We start from the raw sequence: 12759 nt of genomic DNA, 5'->3' as shown, positions 1-12759 counted from the left end.
GGGCAGCGATCACGGTGCGGCCGGATCGCTGCCCGTCATCCACTGGGCCAACCGGGATGTGGCTTTGCCAAGCATGGTGGCGGCCGCACCGGTCTCGGCATTGCGGCCTGCGATGACAAGGCACAGCCGGTCAGCCACGCGAGCGGCATCATCGATGTCGTGCGTCACCAGCAGGATCGGAATGTCACTGGCGTCCCGCACGGTCTGGAGCGACCGGTGCAACTGGCGCCGCGTGGGATGATCGACCGCCGAGAACGGCTCATCCAGCAACAGGACATCCGGCTTTCGGGCAAGCGCGCGGGCCAAGGCCACACGCTGCTGCTGCCCGCCAGACAATTGCGCGGGACCCCGGTGTTCGAGGCCCCGGAGCTGCATCTGATCAAGCAGACGCAGGGCTTCGGCCCGCCGTCTGGGCAGCGGCAGTTCCAGCATGGCCTCCATCACATTCTGAAGTGCCGACATGTGCGGGAACAGGGCATAGGACTGGAACACGAAGCCCACGCGCCGGTCTCTGGCCGGAAGATTGATGCCCCCTGCACTATCCAGCCAGACCCGCCCGTTGCAGGCTACAGTGCCTGTCTCCGGGGCGTGCAGCCCGGCAATGGAGCGCAGCACCGTCGTCTTTCCCGCACCAGACGGGCCAACCAGGGCAATCGTCTCGCCGCGCGCAACGCTCAACCTGAAGTCGAGCGGCATGGGCGCGTGCTGTCGCAGGCAAACCTCCAGCCCGTCAGCCATGGTGACGCGTCCGCCGGGCAAGGAGGAAAGTGGCTGTCATGGTCACGAGCGAGATGGCCATGAGAAGCAGGGCCATGCGATCGGCTGATGCCATGTCGAAGGCCTGCACCCGGTCATAGATCGAAAGGGCCAGTGTGCGGGTTTCGCCGGGAATCGATCCGCCAACCATCAGCACCACGCCGAACTCGCCAAGGGTATGCGCGAAGGTCAGCACCGCCCCCGTAACCAGCCCCGGCCAGGCCAAAGGCAGTTCGATCCGCAACAGACTGGCCCAGCCCGAATGGCCGCAGGTTGCCGCCGCATCGCGCAGATCCTGCCCGATAGCCTCGAAGGCCCGCTGCGCCGGCTGAACCGCGAAGGGCAGGTTGACGATGACAGAGGCGATCACAACCGCCTCGAAGGTAAACACCAGTCCATCTCCGAACAGGGCGGTCCAGACCCTGCCCATCAGCGAGTTCGGCCCCATGCCCGAAAGCAGGTAGAAACCGATGACCGTGGGCGGCAGGACGAGCGGCAGTGTCACCAGCGCCTCGACCAGCGCGCGTGCGCGAAAGCGGGTGAACGCCAGCCAGCGCCCCAGCAGCAAGGCCAGCGGCAGCAGGATCAGCACGGTCATCCCGCCCAGCGCCAGCGATAGGTTAAGAGCCTGCCAGTCCACGGGTGGTCAGTGCAATTCGTCAGGCAGGGCAAAACCGTAGCGCACAAAGACGGCCCGCGCCGCAGGCTCGCCCATGAAGGCGTAAAAGCGACGTGCGGTCTCACCTGCCCCTTTCATCAGGACCATGCGCTGACGCAAGGGTTCGTGCCAATCTGCCGGGATGAGCGCGTGATCCGCCTTGTTGGCCAGAGCCGGATCCTGCACCAGAGACCACGCGACGATCCCGCCCTGCGCGCCGCCCTCGGTGGCAAACTGAAGCGCCTGCGCCACGTTCTCGCCCATGACCAGCCTGCCCTTCAGACCCTGCCACAGCCCGGCATGCTCCAGCGCCTCCTGCGCCCGCTTGCCGTAGGGGGCATGATCGGGATTTGCGATGGCAAAGCGCCTGATCTGGCCGCGCGAGAGGGCATCGCGCAGCCCTGCAAGAGTGCCGTCAACCCGAAGCGGCGAGCCCCTTGGCGCAATCAGGGCGATGCGTCCCACGGCATAAAGCCGCCCTTCATCCGCCGCCTTCCCGGCCGAAGCCAGATCGAGCGCATAGTGCTCGTCTGCGGAAAGAAACATCTCGAACGGCGCACCTTGCTGCAACTGCCGGTGAAAGTTCCCGGAAGAACCGAACACCAGTTCAACCTTCCTGCCGGTTTCCCGCTCGAACGCGGCCGCAACCTCGGTAAGGGCCAGACGCAGGTCCGCCGCCGCCGCGATCCGCGGTGGTGCGTGATCTGCCCGGCCGCAGGCCGCAAGCAAGATGCAGCCCACGACGATCAGCCAGAGTTTCCCGAAGATGGTTTGCCCGGACAGGTGCTTGCTCAACTCGATGTGCATCTGCACATACATCGCGGCTGCAATAGGAGCGGTCAAGCCGGGTTTGGCGAAAGGTTCGGGGTAATGCTAGGAACGAGGCCATGACACAGGACGGCGCAGCCCGGCTCAAGATCAAGGCCCAGATCCTTGTAGGGCAGCGGATCGCGATTGGTCCGGGCAAGGCCGACCTGCTTGACGCGGTGGAGCAGACCGGATCGATTGCCGCAGCCGGACGCACGCTTGGTATCAGCTATCGCCGCACGCGCGACATGATCGACACCCTGAACCAGTGCTGGGGCGCGCCGGTGGTAGAGACGGAAAAGGGCGGAAGCAGCGGCGGCGGATCACGCCTGACCGAGCGCGGACATGCCGTGCTGGCTGCCTATCGCGCGCTGGAAAACGCCCTCAAGGACACGGCTGACAGCCACGCCGCCGCCCTGCTGGGTCTGCTGGAACCAAGCGAGGATGCCCGCTGACGCCGCACCGTGCATGGCCTCATCAGCGGCCAAGGTGCCGGTCGAAAAAGCGAAGCATTACGTCATAGGCTTCGCGCGATTCCGGCACGTCGACGTTATAGAAGAAGCCGTGGAACAGCCCTTCCCAGACGTGGAGATCGGCTTCGACGCCAAGCGCAACGAGGCGTGAATGCGTTTTGACGGCGGAGCTAAGCTCGAACCCTCTTGTGCCGGTAATGATCAGTGTTGGCGGAAACCGTCGGAGGGTTTCGTCCGAGGAACCGGGGGCAACCGTGGGGTCGGCGGGGTCACTGCCCTTGAAATAGGGCAGTTGCGTCCATGGCAAGCCGGCCGGGGCGGGCCATTCCGGCGCAGGCCGGGCGTCACCGATGGCGGCAGTCATGTAGTCGGCGTCGCCCCCGAAGCCGAAAGCGGATGTTGTCAGGCCGGCACAGAATACGCCGATCGCGCCGGGCCGCGGCAGGCCATGCTTCTGGAACCACGCAGTAGCCATGCCGGTCAGCATTCCTCCGGCAGAACAGCCATAGATGCCGATATTGCGCGCCGGGTAGGATTTGAGAAGTTCGCGATAGACCGAGGCCACATCCTCGCTCGCCGCAGGAAAGACGTGGTCAGGCCCCTGACGGTAATCCACCGACACCACGCGAACCTTGCCCAAGCCCGCCACGGGGATCGATTCCAGTTCGGCGCAACCGGGAAAACACCCCATGAAACCGCCGCCGTGAAGATTGATCAGCACGCGCCTTGCGTTCTTGCGGGCAATGCCTTCGCGGGGCCTGTAGTCATAGACGTGCACCCCGCCGATCTGGTGATCGGTCAGGTCGTAGGCGAATGTGTCCCTGGCCCTTGCAAGATAGCCCTGCATGAACACGGGAACGCCCGCCACTTGCCTCACCTGCTGGGGATCCTGCATCGCCTTGAGATGCTCGGCGACATAGGCTTTGGCTTGCGGGCTCAGCATCGAGGAAACCGGCACCGCCATGGCAGGCACATGCACTGTGCCATCGTCCTCAACCTTGATGACCGTCGGCGGTGCGGATTGCGCCCCGGCGCTCGCGCCAAAGCCAGCCACGGCGACCAGCGCCACACATGAAGCAGCCATTCTCCACATCCCCGCCATAACCCCATCCTCGTGCTATCTGCATTTTCCGGCTCTTGTTCGGCCACGCGTTTTCAGCCACGCGATTGCGTAATCGATTGCATTATTCCTTGCAAGGTGTAAGAAAACGATTACGCAAGCACCAAGCCCCATATGAGAGGGCACAGGGAGAGACAGGACGTGAGCTTCACGCGCAGGACATTCGGCAAGGTGGCACTGGCCGCCGCAGCGGCGCCAGCAATTGTGCAGACACCTGCACTGGCCGGTCCGGCCGCAAAAGCCGGGCAGCCAATCGACCCCATGACGCTGCTCGATCCTGAATTGCGCGATGGCGCCAAGGTGATTCTCTCGCGCCCCCTGCCCGAACCGCTTAACCACGCCGCAATCCTTGGCATGCGAAAGTCGGCACCACCGCCACCGCCCGTGCTGCCGTCGCCCGCGCCAGCGGTCGAGTTGCGAACGGTTGCCGGTGCTTCAGGCCAACCGCCGGTTGGTATTGCCGTCATCGGAGCGGGCCGCAAGGCGACCTTGCGCCCGGCCGTGCTGCACATTCATGGCGGCGGCTTCATTGTTGGCCGAATGGATGACACGATCCCGGCATCACAGCGCCTGTCAGAAGAAATGGACTGCGTCGTGGTCGAGGTCGATTACCGCCTCTCGCCTGAGACGCGCTTTCCGGGACCGCTGGAAGATTGCCATGCCGCGCTGGTCTGGCTCCATGCCAATGCCGATGCGCTGGGCGTTGATCGATCTCGCATCGCGATCATGGGGGAAAGCGCCGGAGGCGGGCTGGCGGCAATGCTGGCCATCGCCGCACGCGACCGGCGCAGCGTGCCATTGTGCTGCCAGATTCTCATCTATCCAATGCTTGACGACCGCACCGGCAGCACCCGGCGGGTGCCATCGTTCATTGGCACGATCGGCTGGAACGAGGCCGGGAACGTGGTTGGCTGGAGCAGCCTTCTGGGACAGCCTGCGGGACGGCGGACAGTTCCGGCAGGAGCCGTGCCCGCACGCGTGGCAGATCTTGCCGGACTGCCCCCCACCTTCATTGGTGTCGGCTCGATAGACCTCTTCGTCGAAGAGAACATCGCCTATGCGCAGCGACTGATTCAGGCAGGCGTGTCGACAGAACTGCTGGTCACGCCCGGTGCCTTCCACGGCTTTGATTTCGTGGTGCCGGAAGCAACTGTCTCGCAGGCATTCGTTGCCGCCTGGAAGCGCAGGCTGCGCGCCGCATTCTCGAAGACCGCCGCCTGAGAGCAAGGAAGCGTGGAACAGAACTCCGGAACCGTCTTGACCACAATTTGCGTAATCGTTTACTCATCCTGCAGAACATGGGAGGACAAGCATGAAGGCTCATAACAAGATTCGCGCGCTGCGGCGTAACTTGTGCGCATCCGCGCTGCTCGGAACTGCTCTGGCAGCGCCGGCCTTTGCGCAGGACGTGGCTGACGAAACCGCGAATGAACCTGCCAATGCGGGCGAAATCGTCGTTACCGCGCTGAAGTCCGGCTCGGTGCGGCTCGACAAGGTTCCGCTGGCGATTCAGGCGTTCAACGGCGATCTGCTCAAGCAGCGCAATGTCCGCGATGGTGCGGACCTGATCCAGCTCATCCCCGGTGCTTCGCAGGCGCAGGAAATCGGGGCGGGCTATCGCATCTTCTCGTTCCGCGGGTCGGGCGCAGGCGGCCCTATCGGCGATGGGCTGATCGGATACTATCTCGACGACACACCATTCGGTGTTCCCAACAATCAGGCTGCACCGCCGGTTCAATACTTCGACATCGAGCGGGTCGAAGTCTTGCGCGGCCCGCAAGGCACGCTCTACGGGCTTGGTTCATCGGCGGGAACGATCATCTATCACACGAAGAACCCCGACCTTGAGCGCGTGACCTCTGCTGGCGAGCTTGAACTTTCGAAGACCGTCGAGGCAAGCGATCCGAACTACAGGGGGGCGGCCGCGATCTCTCTGCCGCTCGTGCCCGGAAAGCTCGCCCTGCGCGTGAGCGGCGGATACGACCGGCGAGCGGGCGTTGCAGACATCTATTCTGACGCACCCACCGGCACCCCGCGCGAGAAGGACGCCAACCACGTCACCTCCAAGGACATTCAGGCCGTGTTGCTGTGGAAGCCGGATGACCTGACCTCGGTTCGCACCCGCTTCTGGTATTTCAGCATGGACCAGAAGTATCTCAATGTCATCAACTCGCTAGATCCGCCGTTTGCGGCGTTTCAGGGCGATGTGGTGGGCTTTGACCGGCGCCGCGCCTGGTATGCGTCCAATACGATCGAGCGCGAGTTCGGCGGGGTGACGCTCACCAATGCGACCTCCTACCAGAAGTCGTTGCCGGGCGGCTTTCAGGTCGGCCTCAACCTCGGCGCGCCGCTTGGCACAGGCGTCCTGATCAACGGCGGCGATGCGCGCAACTTCGTCAACGAGTTTCGCCTTGCGACAAACGACGCCGGACCGTTCAAGGGCGTTGCGGGCGTGTTCTACCAGAATGCGCGCAGCCTCTACACCTTCAACCTGACCTTCCCTGCCTTCGCGCTCAGCGGCCAGACCATCACCAAGACCGAGAACGCGGCGATCTTCTCGGAAGCCAGCTATGAACTGTTCGATGGCAAGGTCGTGCCACTGGTGGGGCTGCGCTATTTCAAGGACAGCCGCAATTCGGACTCGATCTCGAACGGCGTCGCGGTGCAAAGCAAGGCAACACCCGAAGCGCTGACCTGGCGCGCCAACCTTGCGATCAATCCCTCGCCCAACTGGATGCTGTTCTTCAATGCCGGCACCGGCTTCCGCAGCGGCATCCTGCAATCGCAAGCGCAGGCCGACGCCGTGATTGCGGATGGGGTGCCCAGCGATATTTCGCTTACGCCCGACAAGCTGCGCAACCTCGAAATCGGGATGAAGGGTTCGCTGTTCAACGGCGACCTGCGCGTGGCGATGAGCCTTTACGACATCAAGTACACGAACATCCAGAGCGCCTTCAACACATCGATCGGACTTGCCGCATTCGCGAACCTTGGCGATGGCAAGGCGCAGGGTATCGACCTTGAGATGACATGGCGCACACCGCTCAAGGGCCTGACGCTCAATGCCATCGGGAACGTGAACGATTCAAAGTTCACCAAGGTCCGTCCCGCCTTCTCAGGCGCGGATCCGCGCGTATCGAATGGTCTGCGTCTGCTGAACACCCCGACGCACAATTTCCGCTTCGATGCCAGCTACGAACGGCCGATCGGCAACGCCACGCTGTTCGCCACCAGTTCGGCAACCTTCGTGGGCCGCTCCCGCCTAGGCGATGCCACGGTCAACGAGATCAACCCCTACGAGCTCTATCAGGCGAGCATCGGCGTGCGGTTCGATCGCTACGAGGTGCGCCTGTTCGGCGACAACCTTTCCGATCTGCGCGGTCCAACGGCGGCCAATGGGCCAACCCTGCTGGCAGGTCCGCGCCCGCGCACCGTCGGCATAACCTTCCGCCTCAACACCAACTAGGCTCCTGACGGCGATGCCCCGCACACCAGGGGCATCGCCAGCCAGACCGAAGGGAGCACGGCCAATGCCGGAAGCCGAGAAATGCCGGTCGGCGACCTGTCGATCCACCAGCCAGACCGATCGCCGCAGCATGATCAAGGCTGTGCTCGTTTCGGGTGCTGGCGTGGCAGTATCATCATCGGCCCTCGCTGCGCCGGAGAAGACCATGCATCACGCGCCCTGCGACGCCGCGATCGAGACCGATCCGCAGCGCACCATGGCAGAAACGACGGCCGGGCTGGTGCGCGGCTATCGGCAGGGTCCGGTCCTCATGTTCAAGGGCGTTCCCTATGGAGCGCCGACCGGCGGGACAAACCGCTTTCGCCCACCCCAACCGGTCCAGCCCTGGCGGGGTGTCCGCTCGTGCCTACACTACGGCCCGATTGCGCCGCAAGACAAGGGAACCGGCCGCCTCAATGACGAGGAAGCCTTCATCTTCCGCTGGAACGATGCGGTCGAGAACGAGGATTGCCTGAGACTCAATATCTGGACTCCTGCGCTCGATGACAAGCGCCGTCCCGTTCTCGTGTGGCTCCACGGTGGCGGCTTCGCAGCAGGGTCCGGCCATGATATTCCCGCATTCGACGGGACCAACCTTGCCGCGACCGGCGATGCGGTGGTGGTCACGCTCAATCACCGTCTGAATCTGCTCGGCTTTCTCGATCTTTCCGACTGGGGTGCAGACTTTGCCGCGTCCGCCAGCCATGGCATGCTCGATATCGTGGCCGCGCTTCGCTGGGTTGCGGAAAATATCGTCCGGTTCGGCGGCGATCCTTCGCGCGTGACCATCTTCGGCCAATCGGGTGGCGGCGCCAAGGTGACGGCACTGATGGCCATGCCGGCCGCGAAGGGCCTCTACCACCGCGCAATGGTCCTGAGCGGATCGTTCGCAATGTTCAACCGGCCGGACCGGTCGCGACGCCTGTCGGCCCTGCTGCTGGAAGAACTTGGCGTTGCACGGGGTGATATCGCGGCCTTGCAGGCCCTGCCCTACGCGACAATGCAGGCCGCAGCCGAAAAGGTTCTGGCGCGGATCAACCCCGCATTCGACGGCTTCGTCGATGTCCGACGCATTCCCGCGATGACGAACTTTGCCCCTTCGCTCGACGGGCGGGTAATTCTTGCCGACCCGCAGCACCCCGATCATCCGCGCTGCGATCCGCAAGTGCCGCTTATCATAGGCTCGACGCTCAACGAGTTCGTAACCGGTATCAACAAGCCCGATGCGGACGCCATGACCGAGGCAGAACTGCTTGATGCGGTCGGGCGCTTCGCTCCGGAAAGGGCCGCCGCCGTGCTTGGTGGATTCCGGACAGCCGCTCCTCATGCGCGCCCGTTCGACCTGTGGTCACGCATTGCCACGGCGCCGATACGCCAGTCGGTGATCGATCAGGCAAGGCGAAGGCTGGAAAGCGGCGCCGCGCCCACTTACCTGTTCTGGTTCACCTGGCAGACACCAGTGCTTGATGGACGGCCGAAAGCCTTCCACTGCCTCGATATTCCATTCTGGTTCGGCAATGCGGCGCAATGCGCATCGATGACCGGAGGCGGCCCGGAGGCAACGGCGCTTTCCGCAAGGATGAGCAAGGCGCTTCTGGCCTTCGCCGCCAGCGGCGTTCCCATGGCCAGCGGCTTGCCGGTCTGGCGCGCGGTCTCCAAGGACGATATGGCATCGTTGCAACTCGGCCGGGAAGCTGTGATGATCGGCGAAACCGATGCAGCCGAGCGCGCCACACTGGCGTGATCTGGCGGAACGGGTTTGCGTCGCGCGCATCGTGGTGTGGGGATGGCGCAGGTCAGGATTGAAGCAACCTCTGAACGAAGGCAGCAGCAGTTTCATCGTCCATGGTCAGTGTCAGGAATCTCAAGGAGTTTGCGGAACTGGCGGGTGTTTCCACCGCAACCGCATCGCGCGCATTGACCGGTTCAGGCCGTGTGAGCGACGATACCCGCAAGCGCATTGCGGCCCTTGCCGAAAAGCTTGGATACCAACCCAATATCGCTGCCCGCAATCTGCGCACCCAGCGCACGATGACGATCGGCGTTCTCGTGCCGCTTGGTCACGAAGCGCTGCAACACCTTTCGGACCCGTTCTTCAACACAATGACCGGCTTCCTTGCCGATGCCTTTGCCGAGAACGGATACGACATGCTGCTGTCGCGCATCCTGCCGCGCAACGATCGCTGGATGGACCGTTTCATCGGCAGTGGCCGGGTGGATGGCATCGTCGTGGTTGGCCAGTCGGACCAGTTCCATGTCATAGAGACGGTATCGCGCCGCTATGAACCGATGGTGGTTTGGGGCGGCCATTCACCCGGTCAGCACCATTGCTCGATCGGATCGGACAACCGCCTGGGCGGAAGGCTGGCTGCAAAGCATCTGATCGAGCGGGGCTGCCGCAGGATTGCCTATGCCGGACCGCTCGAAGGTTCCGAGTTTGGCGAACGTGTCGACGGGGCGCGACTGGCCGTGCTCGAAGCAGGAGGAGCGCCCCTGCTAGAGCTGCCCACGCATTTCGAACCCGATGCCGCCTATGCCGATGTGCGCGAGAAGCTGCAGAGTCTGCCCGACATGCCCGATGGCATAGTTGCCGGTTCGGACGTTACCGCGATCAGCGTCATCCGTGCACTGCGCGACATGGGCAAGCGCGTGCCGGATGACGTTCGCGTGATCGGTTACGACGGATTGCCGATCGGCGAACACATGAGCCCGCCGCTCAGCACCATCGACCAGCAGCTTCGCCACGGCGCGCAGTTGCTGACCGAAACGCTCCTTCGCCGGATTGGCGGCGAGGCAACGCCATCGCGCCAGATCGAACCGCATGTCATCGTTCGCGGATCTACCTGATCACGCGGGAGCATCGGCCATCGAGCGCGATGCGGAAGAAGGGCGCAGGGTATCCGGCAAATGCGCTACGCCGCTGGCCAGCGGTTCCGATCGCGGCGGGGTGTTCAACACCGGGGAAGTCGGCAAAACCAATGACCTGAAGGTCATCCAATACCCACCAGCTGTATTCCTGAGCCGGGGCTTGGGCAGGATTCGCGGCAACAAGGCCGCTCTCGTTGAGCAAGGCAAACGGGCCAAGCGGGCTGTCGCCCACCGCACCATAAAGGCCGGTCGGACCGGAAGGACCGCCAGCGGCAAAGACCTTTCGCTGGGTTGACCAGAACAGGTAATAGCGCCCGTCAACCATGCGCATGTGCGGGCGTTCAAGCTCGTTGTTGAAGCCCGCAGCGGTCAGGATCGGAGGCAGGAGCCTCCAGCCTGATGGCGCGCTCTTGTCGGCTTCGGCAACGCCGATAACTCCGCTCCAGCGCGCCGGGGATCGTGCGCAGGATCCGGTAAAGAACAGGAAGGAATGCCCGGTTGCCGGATCGCAGAAGAAGCCCGGATCGCGAAATCCGAGGATCTCGCCGCCCGTCCCGGCAGTCTGGTTGGCCACTGCATAATCGATGCCATCGGCGATGACGGATTCGACCGGTGCCGACCATTCCGAGAGCGTGATCTCCTCCTGCCTTGCCGAGAAGCGGCACTGTGCCTGAAACAGCCGCTGCTCCAGCGTCACGGCCGCAGATTGGCGTCTTCCGGCCGCCGTGAAATAAACAGTCAGTGTCTCTGCGCTCTCATCCAGCACGGCAGAACCCGACCATTCCCGGCTGCCTGGCGTAAAGCCATCGGGAAAGACCGGCTGGTGCAGGCTCCAGCTGCCATTCCTCTCGCTCAGCAGACGGATACGTGCCAGGGCATGGCGGTCATCGGGATCATCGGACGCAGGCGCTGTCAGCACCATCCAGAGTGCAGCCCCGTCAAAGCGCGGCAAGGTTCCATCAGCCCGCTCCACGGGCCACATGTCCCACAGATCAAACGTGCCGAGCCGTAGCCGACGATCGAGAGAAAACGCCGGGATCGTATTATCTTCCGACAGAACCAGTGCTTCAAGATCCGGGGCGGACCACTGCGTTGGCACGGAGCGATGACGATCATCTGCGCATTCTTCGTTGCCGGAAGCGATCGTCACCATCCTTGGTCATCCTCTTGTTGCACGGCGCTCCGCCTATGCGTGCAATCGTTCACTAAAGAAGCACCTGCTTGCGGTCTGGGACGGTGCACAAGACCATCCCGGAGCAGAAGGTCAGACTCAGGTTCTCCAATAAAATCGGTGATTATGACAGCCAGTCCCAAGCGTGCAGGTGATCTCCGTTGAGGGTTGGTAGCCCAGTGCAATCGATTACGCAATCATGTCTTTTGTGATGAAGTTTGACACTCGTTCCTCTAAGAGAAGCACAGAGGCAACCGGGTTGGCGGGAAAGCCGAAGTTTGAGGAATGCCGGCTTGGCATGGCGCGACATGCCGGATCGTGCGCAGGTTGCGAGGTAAGGTGATGCGAATGCCGATCAATCGCAGGCAGATGCTTCAAGGGAGTGGATTGCTGTTCATGGGTTCGTCCGTCAATGCCGCGCGCGAAGCGCTGAAGATTCCGCAGGGCAACGGACCGTTGCCCGCCGAATGGACGAATGCCCCGGCTATCGCGCTATGGAATGACCCGCCACCGGGCGCGACCGGCATTGTGCCCAAGCCATCTGCCGCTCTCGACCCCACCTTCATCACCGGCGTCATCCATCCCGAAATCCGCGTCTTCCGTCCGGTAAAGGGGAACGGGCAGGCCATCCTCGCCATTCCGGGCGGGGCCTATACCTTTGTGTCGATACGCAACGAAGGCACCGATGTTGCGCGCGTCTTTACCGATCTGGGCTATACCGTGTTCGTTCTGGTCTATCGCCTGCCCGGCGAGGGCTGGGAAAATCGCGCGGATGTGCCCCTTCAGGATGCCCAGCGCGCAATGCGCCTCATCAAGAGCCGTGCCAGTGAATTCGGCATCAACCCCGCCAATGTTGCCGTGATCGGCTTTTCCGCTGGCGGACATCTTGCTGCATCGCTGATCACCGGAGGCCGCGAGCAGACCTACAAGCCCCGCGATGAAGCGGACCGGATCGATCCAATGCCTTTCTGTTCGGCGCTGATCTATCCGGTCATCAGCGCACAGCCGCCGTTCACACACCAGCAGTCGGCCACCATGCTGCTCGGCCCGTCCCCTTCAGCGAAAGCAATCGCAAAGCGCTCACCCGCGCGGCATGTCGGGCCGGAAACACCCCCTGCATTCCTGGTGCATGCGCTCGACGATGAACCGGTGCCTTATCAGAACTCCCTGCTGTTTCTCGATGCCATGCGACAGGCCGAGCGACCGGTGGAGCTTCACCTCTTCGAGGAAGGAGGCCACGGCTTTGGCATCGGGCCTTCAAACGCACCAGCGGGGCAATGGCCTCAACTGTTTGCCGCCTTCATGAGACGGCAGGGGCCCAGATGGTTTGTGTCTGGACCTTGAAGAAGCGTCTGACCTCCTTCATATAGAGGGTCCAGAGTCCCAGCCTGTTGAAACTGC

General features: G+C 63.2%; 11 protein-coding genes and 1 pseudogene. 6 read left to right on the top strand and 6 right to left on the bottom strand.

Features of this window, described 5'->3' with window-relative positions; genetic code table 11:
- Window positions 1-9: 9 nt before the first annotated feature.
- The 3 genes from DKM43_RS11795 to modA are packed head-to-tail and all read right to left on the bottom strand — an operon-like array spanning window position 10 to window position 2221.
- On the bottom strand, window positions 10-738 hold the full coding sequence (locus tag DKM43_RS11795; protein ID WP_109798720.1) for a sulfate/molybdate ABC transporter ATP-binding protein: 729 nt from the start codon (window positions 736-738) through the stop codon (window positions 10-12).
- Window positions 731-1396, bottom strand: coding sequence for a molybdate ABC transporter permease subunit (gene modB, locus DKM43_RS11790; RefSeq protein ID WP_109798719.1), 666 nt, complete (start codon window positions 1394-1396; stop codon window positions 731-733). Before modB ends, DKM43_RS11795 begins: the two co-directional genes overlap by 8 nt.
- A gap of 6 nt (window positions 1397-1402) precedes the next feature.
- Window positions 1403-2221 carry a molybdate ABC transporter substrate-binding protein gene (modA, locus tag DKM43_RS11785; protein WP_109798800.1) on the bottom strand — a complete coding sequence of 273 codons (819 nt, stop codon included), beginning with the start codon at window positions 2219-2221 and terminating at the stop codon, window positions 1403-1405.
- Window positions 2222-2301: 80 nt separating this feature from the next.
- Between modA and DKM43_RS11780 the strand changes: the two genes are divergently transcribed.
- Complete coding sequence (locus tag DKM43_RS11780) at window positions 2302-2676, top strand: winged helix-turn-helix domain-containing protein (RefSeq protein WP_109798718.1); 375 nt, start codon at window positions 2302-2304, stop codon at window positions 2674-2676.
- A gap of 22 nt (window positions 2677-2698) precedes the next feature.
- On the opposite strand, the gene DKM43_RS11775 is transcribed toward DKM43_RS11780, so the two are convergent.
- The gene (locus tag DKM43_RS11775; RefSeq protein WP_201739859.1) at window positions 2699-3778 is read right to left on the bottom strand and encodes an alpha/beta hydrolase fold domain-containing protein; all 1080 of its coding nucleotides are present in this window, start codon (window positions 3776-3778) and stop codon (window positions 2699-2701) included.
- 177 nt (window positions 3779-3955) lie between these two features.
- Between DKM43_RS11775 and DKM43_RS11770 the strand changes: the two genes are divergently transcribed.
- From DKM43_RS11770 to DKM43_RS11755, 4 genes are all read left to right on the top strand, one after another.
- Window positions 3956-5035, top strand: a complete 1080-nt coding sequence (locus tag DKM43_RS11770; protein WP_236632542.1) for an alpha/beta hydrolase — start codon at window positions 3956-3958, stop codon at window positions 5033-5035.
- A 187-nt stretch (window positions 5036-5222) separates the two neighbouring features.
- Window positions 5223-7280, top strand: coding sequence for a TonB-dependent receptor (locus tag DKM43_RS11765; protein ID WP_236632541.1), 2058 nt, complete (start codon window positions 5223-5225; stop codon window positions 7278-7280).
- 64 nt (window positions 7281-7344) lie between these two features.
- A complete protein-coding gene (locus tag DKM43_RS11760) occupies window positions 7345-9063 on the top strand; it encodes a carboxylesterase/lipase family protein (RefSeq protein ID WP_109798715.1) in 1719 nt (572 codons plus the stop codon).
- Window positions 9064-9164: 101 nt separating this feature from the next.
- Window positions 9165-10166 (top strand): LacI family DNA-binding transcriptional regulator, encoded by a 1002-nt coding sequence (locus DKM43_RS11755; RefSeq protein WP_109798714.1) that lies wholly within the window; start codon window positions 9165-9167, stop codon window positions 10164-10166.
- On the opposite strand, the gene DKM43_RS11750 is transcribed toward DKM43_RS11755, so the two are convergent.
- Complete coding sequence (locus DKM43_RS11750) at window positions 10159-11340, bottom strand: glycoside hydrolase family 68 protein (RefSeq protein ID WP_109798713.1); 1182 nt, start codon at window positions 11338-11340, stop codon at window positions 10159-10161. The two genes, DKM43_RS11755 and DKM43_RS11750, sit on opposite strands and share 8 nt — an antisense overlap.
- 414 nt (window positions 11341-11754) lie before the next feature.
- On the opposite strand from DKM43_RS11750, the gene DKM43_RS11745 reads away from it, so the two are divergent.
- Complete coding sequence (locus tag DKM43_RS11745) at window positions 11755-12702, top strand: alpha/beta hydrolase (RefSeq protein ID WP_236632540.1); 948 nt, start codon at window positions 11755-11757, stop codon at window positions 12700-12702.
- Here DKM43_RS11745 and DKM43_RS16710 read toward each other — a convergent pair.
- A pseudogene (locus tag DKM43_RS16710) lies at window positions 12662-12745 on the bottom strand (ABC transporter permease); the annotation flags it as partial. The gene DKM43_RS11745 and the pseudogene DKM43_RS16710 sit on opposite strands and share 41 nt — an antisense overlap.
- Between the last annotated feature and the right edge of the window lie 14 nt (window positions 12746-12759).

It is taken from the genome of Novosphingobium meiothermophilum (assembly GCF_003171715.1).
Taxonomy (GTDB): domain Bacteria; phylum Pseudomonadota; class Alphaproteobacteria; order Sphingomonadales; family Sphingomonadaceae; genus Novosphingobium; species Novosphingobium meiothermophilum.
Note: the sequence above shows the minus strand (reverse complement) of the source record. Positions and strands in the feature narration are given on the sequence as shown.